The organism is Bacillota bacterium (assembly GCA_013178305.1).
Lineage (GTDB): Bacteria > Bacillota > Sulfobacillia > JABLXB01 > JABLXB01 > JABLXB01.
Window position 1 is genome coordinate 81,196 of the sequence record JABLXB010000004.1, and the last position, 19,322, is coordinate 100,517.

At 62.0% G+C, this 19,322-nt stretch carries 17 protein-coding genes; 3 read left to right on the forward strand and 14 right to left on the reverse strand.

Translation table 11 applies throughout. The features are described 5' to 3' along the window. Positions 1 to 7 precede the first annotated feature (7 nt). The 8 genes from HPY55_10345 to HPY55_10380 form a co-directional block, all read right to left on the reverse strand. Entirely contained in the window at positions 8 to 796 is a 789-nt protein-coding gene (locus tag HPY55_10345) for a DNA adenine methylase (GenBank protein ID NPV71028.1), read from the reverse strand. A gap of 278 nt (positions 797 to 1,074) precedes the next feature. Further along, positions 1,075 to 1,833: a cyclase family protein gene (locus HPY55_10350; GenBank protein NPV71029.1), complete on the reverse strand. Its 759-nt coding sequence runs from the start codon at positions 1,831 to 1,833 to the stop codon at positions 1,075 to 1,077. Between the two features lies 1 nt (position 1,834). Continuing rightward, positions 1,835 to 3,076 (reverse strand): hypothetical protein, encoded by a 1,242-nt coding sequence (locus HPY55_10355; protein NPV71030.1) that lies wholly within the window; start codon positions 3,074 to 3,076, stop codon positions 1,835 to 1,837. Between the two features lie 65 nt (positions 3,077 to 3,141). Beyond that, positions 3,142 to 5,040 carry a TRAP transporter fused permease subunit gene (locus HPY55_10360; GenBank protein NPV71031.1) on the reverse strand — a complete coding sequence of 633 codons (1,899 nt, stop codon included), beginning with the start codon at positions 5,038 to 5,040 and terminating at the stop codon, positions 3,142 to 3,144. A 61-nt stretch (positions 5,041 to 5,101) separates the two neighbouring features. Further along, entirely contained in the window at positions 5,102 to 6,151 is a 1,050-nt protein-coding gene (locus HPY55_10365) for a TAXI family TRAP transporter solute-binding subunit (protein NPV71032.1), read from the reverse strand. A gap of 86 nt (positions 6,152 to 6,237) precedes the next feature. Continuing rightward, the gene (locus HPY55_10370; protein ID NPV71033.1) at positions 6,238 to 6,969 is read right to left on the reverse strand and encodes a GntR family transcriptional regulator; all 732 of its coding nucleotides are present in this window, start codon (positions 6,967 to 6,969) and stop codon (positions 6,238 to 6,240) included. A gap of 196 nt (positions 6,970 to 7,165) precedes the next feature. Continuing rightward, the gene (locus HPY55_10375; protein NPV71034.1) at positions 7,166 to 7,990 is read right to left on the reverse strand and encodes a GGDEF domain-containing protein; all 825 of its coding nucleotides are present in this window, start codon (positions 7,988 to 7,990) and stop codon (positions 7,166 to 7,168) included. Positions 7,991 to 8,012: 22 nt separating this feature from the next. Then, entirely contained in the window at positions 8,013 to 9,050 is a 1,038-nt protein-coding gene (locus HPY55_10380; GenBank protein NPV71035.1) for a PilT/PilU family type 4a pilus ATPase, read from the reverse strand. A 171-nt stretch (positions 9,051 to 9,221) separates the two neighbouring features. On the opposite strand from HPY55_10380, the gene HPY55_10385 reads away from it, so the two are divergent. Continuing rightward, the gene (locus tag HPY55_10385; protein NPV71036.1) at positions 9,222 to 10,883 is read left to right on the forward strand and encodes an HD domain-containing protein; all 1,662 of its coding nucleotides are present in this window, start codon (positions 9,222 to 9,224) and stop codon (positions 10,881 to 10,883) included. 34 nt (positions 10,884 to 10,917) lie between these two features. Here HPY55_10385 and HPY55_10390 read toward each other — a convergent pair whose 3' ends face one another. From HPY55_10390 to HPY55_10410, 5 genes are all read right to left on the reverse strand, one after another. After that, positions 10,918 to 12,630, reverse strand: coding sequence for an aldehyde ferredoxin oxidoreductase (locus tag HPY55_10390; protein ID NPV71037.1), 1,713 nt, complete (start codon positions 12,628 to 12,630; stop codon positions 10,918 to 10,920). Between the two features lie 6 nt (positions 12,631 to 12,636). After that, positions 12,637 to 13,044, reverse strand: coding sequence for a cupin domain-containing protein (locus tag HPY55_10395; protein NPV71038.1), 408 nt, complete (start codon positions 13,042 to 13,044; stop codon positions 12,637 to 12,639). A gap of 105 nt (positions 13,045 to 13,149) precedes the next feature. Further along, positions 13,150 to 14,490, reverse strand: a complete 1,341-nt coding sequence (locus HPY55_10400; GenBank protein NPV71039.1) for a GntP family permease — start codon at positions 14,488 to 14,490, stop codon at positions 13,150 to 13,152. Positions 14,491 to 14,547: 57 nt separating this feature from the next. Continuing rightward, on the reverse strand, positions 14,548 to 15,669 hold the full coding sequence (locus tag HPY55_10405; protein ID NPV71040.1) for a mandelate racemase/muconate lactonizing enzyme family protein: 1,122 nt from the start codon (positions 15,667 to 15,669) through the stop codon (positions 14,548 to 14,550). 81 nt (positions 15,670 to 15,750) lie between these two features. Further along, a complete protein-coding gene (locus HPY55_10410; protein NPV71041.1) occupies positions 15,751 to 16,455 on the reverse strand; it encodes a FadR family transcriptional regulator in 705 nt (234 codons plus the stop codon). A gap of 402 nt (positions 16,456 to 16,857) precedes the next feature. On the opposite strand from HPY55_10410, the gene HPY55_10415 reads away from it, so the two are divergent. Beyond that, positions 16,858 to 16,995 carry a hypothetical protein gene (locus tag HPY55_10415; protein NPV71042.1) on the forward strand — a complete coding sequence of 46 codons (138 nt, stop codon included), beginning with the start codon at positions 16,858 to 16,860 and terminating at the stop codon, positions 16,993 to 16,995. A gap of 134 nt (positions 16,996 to 17,129) precedes the next feature. Here the strand turns inward: HPY55_10415 and HPY55_10420 are convergent, their stop codons facing one another. Further along, complete coding sequence (locus HPY55_10420; protein NPV71043.1) at positions 17,130 to 18,218, reverse strand: hypothetical protein; 1,089 nt, start codon at positions 18,216 to 18,218, stop codon at positions 17,130 to 17,132. A 257-nt stretch (positions 18,219 to 18,475) separates the two neighbouring features. On the opposite strand from HPY55_10420, the gene HPY55_10425 reads away from it, so the two are divergent. After that, complete coding sequence (locus HPY55_10425; GenBank protein ID NPV71044.1) at positions 18,476 to 19,297, forward strand: HAD-IIB family hydrolase; 822 nt, start codon at positions 18,476 to 18,478, stop codon at positions 19,295 to 19,297. Positions 19,298 to 19,322 lie beyond the last annotated feature (25 nt).

A 19,322-nucleotide genomic window follows, 5' to 3' on the forward strand; every position in this document is an offset into this window, starting at 1 on the left:
ACCCGTCCTAGTAGTTCCTTATGATGAACTCGTCGATGAATCCCCTGCCGTCGGCCCTGCAGTTTATCGGCCGCTTCGCCTGGATGATTTCGACTCCGAAGCCGGGGTAATGCGCGTAAAGCTCCTTGATGAACGAGGTGGCGGAGTTGCTCAGCATGACATAAGCTCCACGAGCGCCGGCGTCAGCGATCACACGCGCCAGCCGTTTCTGGTCGTCCGGGCCAAATCCAGAGTCGACGTATTTCGTGAAGCTGGCCGTCTCGCTGAGTGGGTGATACGGGGGATCGAAGTATACGAACGAGCCACGTCCGGCGCCTTCCACGGCCTCCTCGAAGTCCTTGCACGTGAACGTAACGCCCCGCAACGCTGCGGATACCTTACGGAGGTTGTCCGCGTCCGCGATTCTCGGGTTTTTGTACCGTCCGAACGGGACGTTGAACTGCCCCGCGGCATTCTCCCGCCAGAGGCCGTTGTAACAGGTCTTGTTCAGAAAGATGAACCGCGACGCCCGTTCGACCGGCGAAAGGGTAGCGGGGTCGACCGCCCGGACTCGGTAGTAGTACGTGGAGCCCCCGCGTTCCGGGTCGAAGAATTCGGCCTCGTGGCGCCTGAGGGATTCGATAAGCCCGTCGACTCCGCTCTGCACCACCGAATAGGCGTTCATCAGTTCCTCGTTCCTGTCATTGAGCGAGGCCTTCCCCGGGGAAAGCGCGAAGAAAAGGGCCCCACCGCCCACGAAAGGTTCGAAGTACGTGTCGAACTCCCGGGGAACCCTTTCGAGGAGATGCGCGAGCATCTGTCCCTTGCCGCCCGCCCATTTGACGAAGGGTCTGGCGCCTGCCTCTATGCCTGGTTTAAATGTGTTCGGAACCACGCGCTCGCGGCCGCCCCTTTCCACAGACGAATTCTCAGCGTATTCGTCATTTCCTGCAGGCGGTCTGAACGAGCCCCTGCGCAGTTAACGCATCTCCGGTCCTGATTGTCTACTCTGGGGTTGTACCTTCATGATACGCCCTGCGTACTATGCGCTGTCAGCCTGAATGCGACGGCCGATTGACGGCCGTTGCCATCGCCCTATTCGATTATGGCAACCGGCCTACACCAGGCAGCGCTGGCCCTCGCGATCTTGATGGGAAAGCAAGCAAACTTGAAACCGAACGGTCGTGGCAGTTGCTCGAGGTTGGCGAGTTTCTCGATGTGACAGTACTCCCGTTCCCTGCCGGCGAAGTGGGCCGGCCACACGGCGTCTTTGCCGCCGTTCTTGAACTGCTGGGCCATGATGTTCAGGGGAATATCCAGGCTCCAGGCGTCCGTACCCATGACCTTGACGCCCCTGTCGCAAAGCCACAATACGGCCTCACGGTTCAGACCGGCGTGCTTACCCGGATACTCGGGGTCCTCGAGGTACAGGTCGCCGCCAAGAACCATGATTAGCACGATGTCGCCCGGCTTTATCGTGTAGCCTATCCTCGCGAGTTCCCTCTCGAGGTCGAGGATGCCGATGATCTCGCCCCTCTTCTTGTGCCTGAAGTCGAGAAGCACCCCATCACCGTAGCACCATTCGAGCGGCACCTCGTCGATCGTCTTCGCCGGCCGGCCCTCCGCCGTGGGCCCGAAATGCCACGGGGCATCAAGGTGGGAGCCGGTGTGCGTAATCGCGTGCACCTCTTCCGTAGCCAGGGCCAACCCGTCGGGGAAGGCCTCCAGCGGCACGCCCGCCAGTTTCGCGTAGTAGCGCGCGTTCTCACCGTGCTTCCAGTAAACGATCTGGGGCGGCCGCGGGTCAAACCCGAATGTAGCCAGCGTCGTGCTGAGATCGATTATTCTCGGCATGTCAGGCACCTTCTTTAGAAAGCCGCTTCACGAGTTGCTTGAGCACCTGCCGCGATATCGTGGACTTCCTCACCGTGGCCTCTTCCTTGACGAGCTCAGTCAGCCGGGATATCTGCGATTCGCTGAGATGGATCCCCAGTTCATCGAGAAACCTGCGGACCGCGGTCTTCCCCGAGAGTTTACCCAGAACTATCTCGTAACCCTCTCTGCCGACCATCTCCGGCACGAACGGCACGTATCCGGATGGGCGGCCGGCCGTCGTGATCTTCTCAAACAGGAACACGCTGAGACCCGCGACGTAGGTAAACAGGTTATTCCCAACGACGGCCTTATTTGCGGGGATGGGTACCTTCGCGAGTTCCGAAACAAGCTGGCAGGTGGGGTACAGCTGGTCGAGGCGCACACCCGTGTCAACGTTCATCAGCAACTCGAGCGCGATCGTGACTTCCTCAGTGGCGGCGTTGCCACCCCTCGAGCCGAGCCCGTTGATGGAGGTATGCACGAACGATGCGCCTCCTGCCACGGCGGACAACATATCGGCATGCGCAAGACCGAATTCGTTGTGAGCATGCATGTGTATTGGCGTATTGGGGAGCCACTCGCGCATCTTACGGATGATGAACATGGTGGTCCAGGGCAGGGAGTTGCCAGACGTGTCGGATATGGCCACGCCGTCGGCGCCGCCCTCGAACACTATCGCTTTGTACAACCTCTCGAGGAACGGGAGCGGGGCCCTGAAATCATCCCACGGCATCGCTACCGTGTGGAGTCCCTGCTTCTTCGCGTAGGAAACCGCGTCGACGAACCTCCTGACGATGTCATCCTCGCTGAGACCCCACATCACGTTGCAGGTCCAGGGGTTGGCGACGTTCTCGACGATTATGCCGTACGCGCCGCAGTCTGCGACGGCGTCTATGTCCTCCTTCAGCCATCTCGCCAGGCAGATGACCTTCGAATCCAGCTTCAGGTCGACTATTTGCCTGGTGACCTCCAGGTCGTCCTTGGAGACCACGGGGAACGTCTCTATGCTGAAGACGCCGAGCCTGTCGAGCGCCCTGGCGATCGCTATCTTTTCGTCCCTCGTGAACGCGATACCCGGGGCCTGTTCGGCTTCGCGGATAGTCACGTCGTGAATGTAGACTCTGTTTCCGGGCGGCAACGTGAGCTGCGACCGGCTTTCCTCCATGTAGTTGAACGGCGTTATCCAGTACTGGTCCGTCATCCATTTCTGCTCGTCACGCAAGCCAACCGCCTCCGATAATCCGGTTTTCTCACAAATGCTGCTACATCTCTCATTGCGACCCGCCATCATGCCGCGGAGCGCTTCACGAACCTTCTCGTTAGCAGGACCGCGATGACTACCAGTCCTGCAAGGTCAGTAACCATTCCAGCGTCGATGAGCAGGAGCGCCCCCAGGAAGAACAGCGCGCGCTCCGGGGCGGACATCCGCCCCCTGAACCAGCCCTCCACCACGACGCTCAGGCAAAAGACGCCGATGGCGGACGTTATGGCGGCCTGTACTATCCTCACCGGTGCACCGATGCTCAGGAGACTCGGGCCGTACACGAACATGTACGGGACGATGAACCCCGATAGGGCGAGCTTACACGCCTGCCACCCGACGGCGTTGGGGTCCGCGTCTGCAATCCCCGCAGCCGCATACGCCGCAAGCGCGACGGGCGGCGTAATGGCGGAGATCGTAGCGAAGTACAGGATGAACAGGTGGGCCTGAATTATGGGGACGCCCACCCTGATCAGCATGCCGCCCACTGTGGAAGCTGCCAGGATATACGCGGCCGCCACCGGCATGCCCATCCCGAGGATCAGGCATACGATCATGGCCAGCATGAGCGCGTAGATCTTGGACACACCCATGATGCTGACCATGGCGCTCAACTTGACGCCGAGCCCGGTGAGGCTGATGAACCCCACGACGATACCTGCCGTCGCGCACGCCAGGGCTACGGGCGCCATGACCGTTGCGCCCCGCTCGAGCGCGGCCAGGAAGTCTACGAGCGTCAAGCGGTTCTCGGGCCTGAGGACCCATATGACCGTCAGCGATATCATTCCGAACAGGGCCGACTTCATCGGCGAGTACCCGATCAGGAGTGCCCTGACGATGCTCCCAAGCGGTATCAGGCACGTGGCAGCTTTCCAGAGGCTGAGGTTGATGTCTTTCACCGAATCGCCCAGCGGCTTCAGACCCTCCTTCTCAGCCCGGAGGTCTATCGTGATGAAGATGCCCAGAAAGTACAGGCAGGCGGGTATGAGCGCGTTGAGCATCACCTTGCTGTAAGGCGTCTTCGTCATCTCCGCAAGGATGAATGCCGCGGCGCCCATGACGGGGGGCATTATCATGCCTCCGGTGGAGGCCGCCGCTTCGACGGCCCCGGCGTACGCCGGCCTGAATCCCAGGCGTTTCATGAGGGGGATAGTGAACGTGCCGGTAGTGACCACATTGGCAACGGCGCTGCCCTCGATGGTCCCAACCAGCGCGCTCGCCACGACGGCCGCCTTGGCGGGACCGCCACGAGTCTTGCCGGTGAGGCGTATGGCCAGGTCGTTGAAGAACTCCCCCCCGCCCGATCTCTCCAGGAACGCCCCGAAGATGACGAACATCACGACGTCGATCGCCGAGACGCTGGTCGACACGCCGAACATGCCAGCCGTGGAGTTGAACATCTGATCGATTACCTTGACATAGGTGAACTGCGGGCTGCCAAGACGTCCCGGAAGCATCCAGCCGAAGAGTCCGTACAACCAGAAGAGGCCTGCCAGCCCGGCGATTGTCGTGCCGACATGCTCGCGGGTCGCCCACAACAGCAGGGCCATCATCAGCGTGCCCGCTACCTGGTCGTACAGATTGGGTGTCCCCTCGCGGATGATGATACCGTTGTAATCTACGAAGGTATACAGAGCAATCGAGACGGCGATCAGGAACCCCGCAGCGGCCAGCACCGGGCTGCGATCCCTGTTCAGAGACCTCCTGGCGGACAGCAGGTATGCGAGCGCCAGGGTGAACAGCACGTGGACGGACCGCTGCCTCCACGCTTCGAGCACCCCGACCTGCGCGCGGTAGATGTGGAAGGCAGACATGAGAATGGCCACTACCGCTACAGCAATGCCCAGCCACCGCACGAGGCGTGACGAGCCCGCCTCTGCAGCGTTTTCGGGCTCGAGAAATTCTTCGAGGTACGTGTTTCCCACGGTTCTCACCTCCCGTGAGCGGAGGAGAACCTGATGCTCTCCTCCGCTCTGCCCGCGGCTGTTACCTGTTCGCCTCGATCACCTTGAGCGCGCCGGGACTCATGATGGATTTCTCGAGCCCCGACATCACCTTATCCCAGGACAGTAGGTCCACGAACGGTAGCTCTTTCACGATCTCCGCCCTGTTCTTGACGAGGACCTCGATAACCCTGGCGAGGAAGTCGTCCGGAAGGCTCTTGTTGGCTACCAGGACACCCGAGTAGCCGAGCAGAGTCACAGGGGTCTTCTGGCCCTTGTAGATCCCTGCGGGCTTCTCGATGGCGAAGAGATACGGGAACTTCTTCAAGATTACCTGGAGCTTGTCGGGGGCGATGGACAGGAGTCTCATCGGCTTGCTCGACTCGATCTCCATGATCGTGGCGTGCGGGACCTCGCCGCACAGGCTGAACATGTCGATGTGGTTGTCCTTCACCAATGACGGATACTCGCCCCATGCTACGAAGCTGATCGAGCCGCCCTTGTTCTTGATGTCGTCGTAGGTGATGCCGTACGCCTCGAGCACGTTCCTGAAGATTACTTCAGAGATGAACCCGTTCTTGCCGGGGGCGACCCTCTTCCCCACGACGTCGGGTATCGACTTGATGCTGCTGTTCTCGGGCACGCCGAACTGCGCGTAGCTCGTAAGGACCGCCCCGATGGCAGTGATATTCGAAGCCTTTTCGCCGGACTTGCCTTCGATGGCAGGGTACAGCACGGCCGAGCTGGTCATCCCGATCTGGGCGTCCTTGCCGGCGTTCACGAGCTTGATGTTGCTCTCGGCGCCGCCTTCGATGACGTTGACCGTAAGCCCCTTGATCTCCCGCATCAGGATTTCCGAGCACTTGACCATCGTGGGATACCAGGGCCCGCCGACGGGCCCGGATGCTATAACGATCGACTTGGGCCATTCCTTCGACTGCCCCGGCTGCGCTGGCTGTGACTGGCCAGGTTGCGGCTGGGTAGCCTGTGGCTGGCCGGCCGGCCGCTGAGAGCAACCGGGCAGGGCCACGAGGGCGGCAACCGCCACCACCACTACGAGGGTCAGTATCCGGCTGTGGATGTGTTTGGACATGGTATTCCCTCCTCGCTGGGTGAACCGCTGGGATAAGTACGTCTTCTCTGCCGCAAACGACGGGATTTCGATTCGAAAGACCTTCTCTAGAGGCCCTCTGGTGGTGAATCACTCACCCCCTCGAGCCGCTCCAACCGCTCGATCATCCGGTCGAACGCGCGCTTCTTGTGCTGATAAGCAAATTCCCTGAGTTCCTCGATCCTGCGCTCTCTGAGCAGGCGTACGATCTTCCTGTGCGCCTCGAGCGAGTCTGCGAGGATCTCGGGCATCATCGGAAAGAGCGAACGCGCCCTTTCCGTCTTCTCCCATAGGTCGTTGATCATTTTCCGGAGGAACTCGTTCCCGCAGACTGCATATATGGTGAGGTGAAAACGCCTGTTGAGGGTCCCGTACGCGTAGGGGTCGTTGCTGGAGACGGCCGATGCCATTTCGTCGATCACAGCCTCAAGTTGCTGCAGCTCCGCCGCCCCGACGTTGGGGGCGGCAGTCTCGGTGGCGTACGCCTCGAGCTGCGCCCTCACGGGGAGAGCCTGCTTGAGTCCCTCGATTGATATGCCTGCAACGCGGGGCCCGACGTGCGGCGTCACCTCGACCAGGCCCTCCGCCTCGAGCGTCTTGATGGCCTCGCGTACAGGGATACCGCTGGTGCCCAGGCTAAGGGCGAGTTCCTTGATGACCAGCCTCGCACCCGGCTGGAGTCTCCCGCTGACAATAGCCTCGCGCAGAGCCGTGTAAACCATCTGGTTTTTAGTCCGGTAAACGATTTTGCCCATCTCCATCGCCTGCACGCAAATCACCTCGAGTTGGGTCAGTATCACAAGGGATGCCAGCAAATATATTTGATACCGCATATTGTGTATTCGGCATGGGTTGCTTGTTTCCTCCTGTTCTCTCAGGTGGATCGGCGCCAGGAAGGTGATAATGCTACCGGGCGACGACGGCCGGACCGCGGCCATAGCACAGTGGCTCGGCAAGAAAAGTGCATCGCCCGGAGGCCGGGCGGGGGAGGACTGGTCAGGACTGCGAGAGGTTGGTCTGGTGAACGGGGTCGCCGAGGGGACTGCGGCGTGCGCGGTGGTTATTTGATTTATCCGCGTACATCATGGAGTCGGCCACCCACAGCAGGGCGTCGATGTCCTTACCGTCGACGGGGTACCTGGCGATGCCCACCGACACGCTCACCGCGACGCTGCCACCGCACACGCGGCTCCCCGCCAGGTTGTGCGCGAGACGGTCCTTGAGCGTCTCGATGTTAGGACCCGAGTCCACAAACAGAACTCCGAACTCGTCACCGCCATACCTGGCCGGGACGTCATCGTGACGGACGCTCAGGCGCAGCGCGCGCGCTGCGTGCCTGAGCACCTCATCCCCGCACTGGTGGCCGTGCACGTCATTTATCTCTTTCATGTTGTCGACGTCGAGCACGGCCACTGACGGCCTGCACCGGCCCGCCCGCGCGTCGCTCAGGGCCTCTTCCGCCCTCTCGAAGAAGACTCTCCGGTTGAACAGCCCGGTGAGGTGGTCGATCTCGGCGTCCCTTTTGAGTCGCTGGGACGTGCGGCTTATCTCCAGCATGATGAGGAACATGGAGCCCAGCACCAGGATTGCACTGACGATAGCCAGCAGTCCGATGGCGTATGGCCAGCGGGCCAAGCCAGCGCCATATTGCGGACCGCTGCCCCAGCGGAGGAATAGGCTCAGGACCTCGATGCCCAGACCGGCATAGAACAGCGTCGCGGCTCGCCGCACGCGCGGCGAAACGGACCTCGTGAAACAGATCATCCAACCAACGGCCGCGAAGTAAACCAGGATGCGGCCGGTTTCCCACAGAGCCGACACGTGCGTCACCCTCCCCGTATGGCTACACTCCGAGCGCGGCAGCCGTCCTGGCCCGGAACTCATCCTCGCTGATGGCCCTCATCTGGTGGAGCTCTTCGACCGATCGCGCCATCGTCCTCATTCCCAGCGCCTCTCCGGCCTCGATGGCTGCCCTCAGGTTGTGTGTCTCGCCCTGGCGGATGATGGCCCTGACCTCGGGATTCCCAACCAGCACTTCACACGCGACAACGCGACCCGGACCACTGGCCCTTGGGACAAGCTGCTGCGAAACGACTCCTTCGACTACCGCGGCGAGGTGCCTGTAGGCCTGCCGCTGGTACTCGAGCGGAAAGATGTCCACCACCCTGTTTACCGCCTGCGCAGCGCTGGTAGCATGAAGCGTGGCCAGCACGAGGTGGCCGGTCTCCGCGGCCGTTATCGCCGTCGTGGCAGTCTCGAGGTCACGCAGCTCCCCGATTACGATGACATCGGGGTCCTCCCTCAGGGCGGCGCGGACCCCGTCCGCATACGACTCCGTATCGGAACCGATCTCCCGCTGATTGATTATGCTCCTCTTATGCCGGTGAAGATACTCGATTGGGTCTTCGAGGGTAATCACATGATAGGCTTTCGTTTCGTTGATCGCGTTTATCATGGCGGCCAGCGTGGACGACTTACCGGACCCTGTAGCCCCCGTTACGAGCACCAACCCGTACTCCTTCGACGCCAGTTCGGCCACCACTGGCGGGAGAGACAGGTCATCCAGCGTGGGCATCTGTGACGAGAGTATCCTCACGCAGATCGCGACCGAGCCCCTCTGCCTGAACGCATTAACCCTGAACCTGCTGAGTCCCGGGATGCTGTACGAGAAGTCGACCTGCCCCGAGGCGAGGAACTTGTCGAAATGCTCCGCGCGGCACATCGAGCGCAGGGTTTCCTCAACCTCTCGCGGCGTGAGCGGCCTGCCATCGATCCGCACCAGCTCACCGTGGATCCGCAACGCGGGGCTCGACTCGACGGTAACGTGCACGTCCGAGGCGTGCCGCTGGATCGCGGTCCTGAGAAGGTCGTCTATATCCAATTCCGTTCAACCTCTCGGCGGGGTTCGTAATGACTTACCATTGCACATTACGCTTCAGGCGCGCCGCCGGGCACTGGGCGACCTGGCCCACACGCTGTAATCCACTGTTAACATAAAGCAGGGCGACGCATAAGCTCTACCGTGGCGGTTTTCCCGTGGAAGGGGTGTACCATGCGTCACAGTCTGCTCTCCAGAGTGCGCGTGCGTCTGTTCCTGCTCGTTCTGGTGGCTCTCGTCCCAATGCTGGCCCTGGTGTGTCACACAGCGTCCGAGCAGCGACGGCTTGCGGTGGTTTCAGCGAAGAGGCATGCCCTCGAGCTGCTCGACTTCGCGTCCATGCACCAGCACCAGCTGATGGAGGGGACGCGAAACCTCCTCTCGACACTGGCGCGACTCCCCGAAGTCCGCAGGGGGGATTACCGGGCTTGCACGGCGCTCCTCCGGGATCTGGCCGGCCCGTCAACTCCCTATCTTGCATTCGGGATTGCCGGCCTTGAAGGCAACGTCGTATGCAGTGTCCCCGAAGTACCGGGCCTGACCAACATCTCCGACCGCTCCTATTTCCGGAAGGCACTGGACGAGCAGGATTTCATCATAGGGGATTACCAGACCGGCGGCATCGCAGGAAGGGCATCGTTGTATTTCGGTTACCCGGTGGCGGACGACGAGGGTGGAATCACGTCGGTTCTCTACGTCGCGCTCGATCTTACGTACCTGGAACGCGAGGTGTCCGATGTCTCATTACCGCCGGGAGTAGTGTTCACCGTCATGGACGACAGCGGTAAAGTACTTGCCAGCCAGCCGTCCGGCACCGCGGTGAGGGGGCAGACGGCTTCCGAAACGGCTCTGCCACCGGCGGTCCTCTCCGCCGAAGAGGCGGGCACCGCGATCGTGCCCGGGCCGGAGTCATACATGCTGGCGTTCACGCGGCTCGGCGCTCACTCCGGCACCGGGAATCTCCGCGCAAGCCTGAGTATACCGACCAGATTGCTGTTCGAGGATGTCGACCGGCTGTACCGGCGGAATCTGATCGGGTTGGCTTCGGTGACGGTCCTTGCAGTCCTGGCTGCCTGGGTGGGGGGGGAACTGTTCTTCCTGCGAACCCTGAAGGTACTTGTCCGGACTACCGAACGGCTGGCGTCAGGGGACTTCGAGGCCCGCACCGGACTGGCGAGTACCGGCGAGTTCGGCCAACTCGCCCGGGCGTTCGACAGGATGGCGGAGGCTAACGCGGCGCTGTTCAATGAGATCAGGCGCTCCCATGCCGAACTCCAACGCGCCTACGAGGAAACCCTCGAGGGGCTGGTCAAGGCACTCGACCTTCGCGACCACGAGACCGAGGGCCACTCGTGGCGCGTGACGGAGATGACCGTGCAGGTCGCCAGGGAATTGGGGATGGATGGTCAGGATCTCGTCGATACCCGGCGTGGCGCCCTGCTGCACGACATCGGGAAGATCGGGATACCGGACAGTATTCTGCTCAAACCCGGATCCTTGGATGAGGAAGAGTGGGGGATAATGCGAAGGCACCCTGTGCTCGCGTTCCAGATCCTCCACCCTATCAGCTACCTGCGTAACGCGCTGGTTATCCCCTATTTCCATCACGAGAAATGGGATGGGACTGGGTATCCGTGTGGGGCGAAAGAGGAGGAGATACCGCTGGCTGCGCGGGCATTTGCAGTGGTCGACGTGTACGACGCCCTCTTGTCCGAAAGGCCCTACCGGCCCGCATGGCCGGAGGACCAGGTCCTCGAGCACATCCGCGGGCAGGCGGGGACGCACTTCGACCCTCAGGCAGTGGTCGCCTTCATGCGGGTACTTGGCGAAGACTAAGGGGCAGGCCGCGAGGGGCCTGCCCCCTGCAGACTCACAGTCGTTCCGGCAGTGACTCCCACGTCGCTGAGAGTTCGCCTTCGGGGACGTCGAACACTACGCCGTATGGCGGGAGATTCTCACGGGAGAAGAACTCCGGCAGTCTGTCGGCCTGGGGGCCGATGCCGGCCCGCCTGTTGAACGTGACCTCGGCCGAGATTATCTCTCCGCCCCAGCGTGTCAGGAAATTATCTGGGAGCGCGGCGCCGTGGAATGTCCGGAGAAGATCGAGCACGAGCGCGGGCTGCGAACCCGTCGCGCCCATCAGGAAGATGCACAGGCCAAGCGAGTCGTACGATGCTCTGACCAGCTGTATCCCCCTCGACAGGGCAACCTGCCCGTTGGGCTTGTGATGATCGACCTTAGCGGCCAGCGTAAGCCCCGCGGTGTGGTCCGCGCCCATCGGGCAGGTGCAGTACGTAACGCCCGTGCCCTTGATGGCCCGCGGGTCGTAACCGGGAATCGCCTGGTTCTTGACTACCGGGACCCTGCGGACCCCGAGAACCGTTCCGGCGACGCCGGCGCCCATACCCGCGAGCCGCCCAAGCAGGCTGCCTGATGGGACTTCGTCCAGTATCTCCAGGAACGACGCCGCATCCCCAAAGCGCGCCAAGCCGCCATCCGCCATCACGCCCAGGGTAGCCCCGACCTCGATGGTGTCGAGGCCGAAGTCGTTGCAGGCGTAATTCAGCCTAGCGACGTCGTCCAGCGAGGCAAGCCCCAGATTGGAACCCATCAACGCGATGGTCTCGTACTCGAGCGGGGCCACGAGCTCCCTGCCGCTCTCGTCGGGATAGCAGTTTGAGCAGCGGATCACGCAACCATGCATACAGGTCTCGGTAGGAGTCCCCTCGCCGCCGCGCGATGTGATGACCTCGTACATGTGCTCGCCGGTGAGGGTCTCGGCCTCCTCGAATGCCCCGCCACTGAAGTTGCGAGTCGGGAGGCCGCCGAGGACGTTGACCCCGCGCAGCGTGACTGCGGTCCCGTACTTGGCCAGGTTCTTGCTCCGGTCGTTCTCGAGCACGGCCTGGTTGAACCGCTTTCTAGCCTCGGAGAATGCGGTTGGGTCCACCGCGGACGGCGCCTGTTTGCCGCCGTTCGCCACGAGTATTGCCTTCACGCGCTTCGACCCCATCACCGCGCCCACACCGCCCCTTGCTGCCATGCGGCTCGGCCGCCCGAACATGTCGGTCACGGCCACGGTGGCAGCGTGAAGCCCAATCTCACCGGCCTGTCCTATTGAAATGACCGAGTAGTCGCGCCTATACTCGCCAAGCAGCCGCTTGACCAGGTCGAAATTGCCCAGTCCCGCGTATGCTGTCCCATCCTCGAAGCGCAGGCCGTCGGGTGTGACCAGGAGGACCGTCCAGTCAGGGGCCGCCGCCCCCTCGATGACAAGCCCGCGAAGCCCGAGACGCGCCAGGGCCGCAGCCGCCGTCCCTCCGGCGTTTGCCTCCTTGATTCCGCCGGTGAGCGGGCTCTTGCAGCCTATCGAAAGCCTGCCCGCGCTGGAGACCCCCGTTCCGGCGAGCGCGCCGCCGGCGATTACCAGCTTGTTTGAATCGCCCAATGCGTCGCAGGTGGGCGGAACCTCGGCCAGCAGGATGTCTCCGATCAGAGCCCGCCCGCCGGTCAGTCTGCGATCATCACCTGGTTCCTCGTAACGCCAGGTCCGTGCACCGGCGTCTATCCTCAGCAGTCTCAAGCGCCTCTACCTCTCCAGGATCTCGTACGGGCCTTCCGTCGGCCACTTAGGAAGCAGCCCGATGAGCATGATCCCCGCTGTCACCAGCAGCCTCACCGTTTCGTCACCGGTGCACCAGACCCTGTGAGGTACACCTTCCTTGTTGAGGATGGCGTCCCCCGCCTCGAACGGGTACCTCACGCCGTCGTTCTCGATCTCCCCCTTCCCAGCCAGGACGTAGTAGCACTCCTCGCAGGCATGCTTGTGCAGGGGTGAGTGGTTCCCCGCAGGAACTTCCACGATCCCCACGATGAGCGACTTCGGCGTGAAGCCGGTCTCGGGATAGATGACTTTCCAGTCCCTCACGCCTTTTCTGGACTCCATCGGTGCGCCGCCAATGAATTCGCTCTTCTTGATTACGACCTTTTCCGCCATGGTTCTCCCCTCCATTTGCTAGAACGAGCATACGTGCACGTTCAAATGACCCCGTGGCCGCTGCACCGCCCTCGTGCCGCTCTCAGGCTGCCCTCGGGCGTGGGCTCACCTCCACAGGAACGGGCTCAGCACGAGTATGATAATCAGCGTGGTGATCGCGTTTATCGCCGTAGGCAGGGTGTATGCCTTGAACGCCCCTCGCGTGTTCAGGCCGGCGATTTTCGCCACGACCCAGAACGCGCTGTCGTTCACGTGGCAACCGAGGAGGGCGCCCGAACCGATGGCCAGTGCCAGCCATATTCCGCTCAAGCCCAGCTGCGCCGCCACGGGGGCGATGAGGTTAGCGGTCGTGATGATGGCCACCGTACCCGACCCCTGCGCGAACTTGATGGCGGCCGCGATGAACCAGGCCAGGAGAATAGCCGGAACGTTGTATGAGATCATCCCCTGCGCCAGTACCTTGCCGATGTTGGTTGCCCCGAGGACCTGGCCGAACGAGCCGCCCGCGCCGGTCACGAGGAGTACGAGTCCAGCGTCGGCCAGCGCAACGTTGACCGACTTGGATACCTGATCGGAGTTCATCCGGCTATACGCCACAAACAGTGCTGCGACCGCGCCCAGCAGCATGGCGACGTTGCGCTCACCAATGAACTTCAGTGTATCTATCACTGCGCTTTGCTGTCCCTTGAAGGCTATGGGGACGATAGAGGCCAGCACTATAAGGATTACCGGCACGGCAATAGGAAGCAGGGACGCGGGGAGAGACGGGAGGTTCTTCTCGTCAATCTCTTCGAACTTGGCGTCGGACAGTGACGGCTCCTCATCCTGATCCGGGTTCCAGAACGCCTGCCGCTTGGCAAGGAAGTTGTATGCGTAGAGAGCCAGGAAAGCCGCCGGCGCACCGACTATGACGCCGCCCAGGATCATCTGACCGAGCGGGACCTTGAGAGTGTCGGCGACCGCCAGCGGGCCGGGCGTCGGCGGGATCAGCATGTGAGCGGTCCCAAGCCCGATGACGAGCGGCGCGATTACGATGGGCAGCGCGGCCTTAATAGCCTTGCCGAGCTTCTTGGCGATGGGAGTCAGGATGATGAATCCTACGTCGAAGAAAACCGGTGTTGACACTATGAGACCGGTGGTGCACAGCGCCTCGGGGACTTTCCTGGCGGAGAACACGCTGAGGGTCGACTTGACTATCCTCTGTACCCCGCCACAATCCGCGAGCAGCTGGCCGATGATCACGCCGAAACCCACGGTCAGCCCGATGCCGCGCATCGTACCCCCGAAGCCCTCGGCGATGAGACCCGCGGTCTTCATGGCGCCGACGCCGGAGGCTATGCCGTAGTAGAAGCCGCCGAGAATGAGGCCGAAAACGGGTGAGATCTTGAACCTGATGACGAGGACCAGCGCAATGGCAACAGCGATGAGTAGATGGAGCACCAACATGTCTTCTCCCCTCCTTAGTATGCCGGTGTAGCGGTGTCGCGGTCGACGGATGTGGTATCAGGTCGACAGGTGCCTGGCGACGGCCTGTTCGTCGACGTGTACGCCGAGACCCGGGCCATCGGGCGCACACGCCTGGCCGTTCCTGACTGGTAGCGGTTCTCCGATAACCTCCCACTTCAAAGAACAGTTCGAGACATCCCTCAGCATTTCAAGACCTGCCGGCACGGCGGTCATCAGATGCAGTGATGCGGCCAATCCAAGATCAGTCCCGAAATGGTGCGGTGAACAGGGTATCGACTGCGACCGCACCGTGCCGGCAATCTCCCTCATCCCGGTAAAGCCACCGGCCCTGGTTATGTCCGGCATTGCCACCCGCAACGCACCCGCCGCCACCGCGCGGTGGAACTCGTCAACCGTGAAGTAGTTCTCACCGGCCGCGACAGGCACCCTAACCGAGGAGGCAATCTGCGCCATGCCCTCGATGTCGTCGCAGGGGACCGGTTCCTCGAGCCAGGATGCACCGGAGTGGTCGACGACCGGCGCGAGCCTCAGAGCCTGCTCCCGCGTCCAGGCCTGGTTCGCGTCCACGTAGACCTTTCCCCTGCCCGCCCCACGAACGGCCGAGCAAACAGTGCGCACCATGTCCATGTCCTGGCGCTCGTCAAAACCCACGCGGACCTTCACAGCAAGGTAGCCCTCGGCCAGGCAATCGAGCGCGTGATCGACGATCCGCGAGGAGTCAAGACCGGTGGCGTAGAGGGGGATCGGGGAAGGTTTCTCGGCCCCGAGCAACCGATATATGGGCTCGCCGGTGGCTTTGCCCTTTATGTCCCACATTGCGATGTCCACCGCGGCGATTGCCTGGTAGATTGGGCCCTTGGCGCCCCATTGTAGGGCCAGCCTGTATAGCATGGACTCGAGGTACTTTGTGGTCGCCGGCGGGTCTAGCGGATCGCGCCCAATCAGCAGCGGGGAGACCGCCTTCTCAACCGTGATCCGGCGCTCCTCGAGAGCCCAGAATGGGAAGTTCACGAACGTCTCGCCCCAGCCGTCAATACCCTCGTCGGTTTCCACCTTCACGAGGGCGAAGTTCCGATGCGTGATGGTGCCGAGGCTGAAGCTCAGGGGTTGTGCCAATTTATACTTGAGGCCGTAGAATTTAACGCCGGTTATCTTCATTGATGCTCTTCCTCCAGACCAGATGCCCAGATGAGGCGTCTTTTGCCCCGCTTCCACCGCGATGTGGCGACCCCGCGGGGCTTACTTCAGGCCCTCAAAGATGTGGTCGAAGTGACGGACCATGATCTGCCTCACAGCCGCACCGTCGCGATTGGAGAGCGCGTCCAGCAGGCGACGGTGTATGTCCAGCGATTCCTCCAGGTGGCCTTCCCTGGAGAAGCACTTGGCCTTCATGTAGCCCCAGAGCCCACGTTTCATGAAGGCGAGGTATTGTTGAGCAGTGTTGAGAAGCACGTGGTTCTTGCAGGCCCTGGCAATGGCCTCATGGAAATCATAGTCGCTCTGCAAGTAACCCTCGACGTCGCCCACTTGTACTGCGGTCTCCATTCCGGCGAGCGCCGATTTCATCTTGACAACATCGTCGTAGGTGAAACGCTCCGCCGCCATCTCAGCCAAACCGGGTTCCACCACCAGTCTTGCTTCGACAGCGTCGTAGGCCCCCTGCCCTTCTTCGAGAGTGCCCATCGCAGCGGCCCTGGCGAATGCGAGCGGCGCGGCGAACCGGACGTACGTCCCGTCCCCCGGTCTCCGCTCCAGCACGCCCGCCAGTTCCAGTGCGGACAGCGCCTCCCTGACCGCGGTCCTGCTCACCCCCACTTCTTCGCAGATGACTTGCTCAGAAGGAAGCCTGTCTCCCACTCTCAGGCCCCCGTTCTCGATCTGGGCCAGAAGCTGTTCTGCCACGTGAGTGGATTTCTTCGTGAAGTCGACCCTGGTGAGCTGCAAATTCAACACCCCGCGTGTAAGGCTTTCGTGCGCGCCCGGCGCTCTCGGCCGTTCACGAGTCCGCTTCGGGCTCATGTACGAAGGTAATAATGTATTACATTAATATCAATTGGACGCAACTCGAGGAAATCCTCCTTGCGCGGACTCATCCGGATCTTCCTGATGTGGGCCTCCATCTCTGGGGGGCTAAGCCCATATTCGCGGCGTACGCGATGACCTGCGCTAGATCCTTAAGATGCAGGTCCTCGAGGATTTTTGTCATGTGGGTACGTCGCCGTATGGGGTCTGGGATTAAGGGTATCTGCCACCTCCATATGCGTTTTCCCCTGCGCGACAAGTGCGAGGACTTCGACCTGCCGAGGAGTCGACCCCTGTCCGGCCAAGCAGGACCAAGCCAGTGCTGTGTTGATCCTCGAGTGCACGGGCCCTGCAGAGGCGCCCGAGATCCTCGCCACGCTGCCCCTGGTCCAACAGGGACTGATCGAGTTCGACGTAATCCCGTTGAAGCCGTACCCCGGGTTTTCGCGGTTGTTTGTATAGCACTAGCAGTCACCGGCCGAATCCGCACTAAGGAGGAACGGGGGCCGGATTCTGTCGCCCGGCCCCCTGAAGCGCGAGCATGGTTCGCTGAGACTTTCCTGCGCCGGCCTCTCACTCCTACTGGATGGTTGCGGTTACTGTACCCTGGCCGGAACCTCTGCCCACGTGTGACCGCCATCGGCGGTCTTGAGCAAGAGGCCTTCGCCAATGGCCCACCCTGTCTTGTCAGATACGAACTCCAGTGCCCTCACGTCCTTCAGTCTGCGGTCCGGCTTCACCGCGGTCCAGTTGCGGCCACCATTCGTCGTCACGTACACCTGCGTCCCGTCGGTTGCAAACCCATTAGTAATGCTGGCGAAGGTCCATACCAGCCCGTACTCGCCGACGGACTTCAACATGGATCCGACAGCCCACGCCTTTCCGCCGTCATGGGTTACGTAGAATCCCATCTCCATCTGGTTGCCGGCAAACGAGACCGGAATCAGCCCGTCGCTAGCGCTGAAGAACACCGGCTGCATCGTTGTGAGTTGCGACTTCTTGTGCGCTTCGGGGAGCATCAGGCTCACGCGTTCCCAGGTCCGCCCGCCGTCAACAGTCCTGAGCAGGTAAGCCGTACCATCAACCGGTTCGTAACCCGTAATCCACCCTTCCTCAGCATTGCGGAACGCGAACCCCGTCTTGTGGCCGGCAAAGGGTATCTCGCCCGGCTTGAACACGCGGGGATCAGTCTTGGACGCGACCGACCACGTCTTGCCCCCGTCGGTCGTACGCAAGAGAGTGACCACCTCGTGGTGCATGGCGACACCTTGATGCGCCATCATCCACCCGTTAGAGGGGTCGATGAACTGCATTTGAGGCGCCACGCCCTCCACGGTTTCGAGTTCTATTGCCGAGTTATCCCATGTCCGGCCACCATCAGACGTCCGGTAGACGACGAGCGTCGAACGATCTCCGTAAGCCCCAACCCATGCCCGATTTCCGTCCATGAAGAAGCCCCTGGCACACTGGTTCAACCGGCAACCCGCCGGCGTCACGGACTTCCAGGTAAGCCCGCCATCGGTGGTGCACAGCACTGCCGACTCAGTCAAGGCCCATCCCGTGGTATCGTCAACCATGTTCATGCATGTAAACGACGGCGCCGCAGCTGGTCCAGTCATCGAACATCCGGCCAGAGTAACCGAGATAACGAGAGCGCTAACAGCCATCTTCAACACGGAACGCATAATGGGTCACTCCTTGTGGTCTATCCGCTAAACCCACGCATACCCATCCGGCGCTGCGGCATCCGGATAATCCCCGCAGTTCTGGACCGTACAGTGTGGCTTGCTGCATGACCAGCCGTCACGACCCGGCCGTGCTCCCGTCACTACAGACGCGCGTGAACCCGCCGGGTTCCGCGGGTAATTCGAGGAGTTCGGCGGGGTGGTTACGAAGAACTACCTCTGGGCAACGAGAGATTCTCTGATATGGGGTGGTTTTGGTGCGACGCGACAGCGCCGGCGGCCAGTCACGCCTGGTACTGGCTACGGACCTGGATGGCACGCTGGTGGGAGACGGGCCTTCGCTGGTACGGCTCAACAAGTGGATACGCGACAGGCGCGACGCGGTGGCGGTAGTCTATCTTACCGGCCGGCACTCGGGCTCGGCCTCTGGGCTGATTGAATGCGAGGGACTGGTCCGACCTGACGTCCTGGTGTGCAACGTGGGGGCGGAGATACGGTTTGCACCGTCGTACGACCCCGATCCAGCCTGGGAGGCACGAGTCCGCGAAGGGTGGAACCAGGCCCTGGTGTGCGCACATCTCAAGGCGAAGTTCCCGCACCTGGTCTACCATGACTTGCCCACGGAGCTGCGGCTAGCCTATCATACGGACTCGGGCCTCTCGGAAACCCGCGCTGCGGTTGCCGACTCTCTACGGAACGCAGGCCTGCCCGCTACGGTGGTAGTAAGCACGGGCGGTTTCATGGACGTTATACCTGCTCAGGCTGGCAAGGGGCGTGCGCTGCGGTACGTCATGCAGGTAATGGGCTGGGAGGACAGGTGTGTCATCGTGTGCGGGGACAGCGGGAACGACCTCGACATGCTGCTGCTCGGCCTGAACGGGGTTGTTGTCGGGAACGCCACCGAGGAGGTTCTGGGAGTCCGGCTGCCGGAGGCTGTTTACAGAGCCTGCGGCCAGTGTGCCGAAGGAATCATTGAAGGGTTGTGCCACCACGGGTTCATGGATGAACGTGACCTCGGTGCGACGCCTGAGGACGAAGGCTGGCGTGGCGATGAACTCGGCAAGGAGTCGGCGGGTTGAGGCGCCGTCAAGGAGGCGTCCCGCC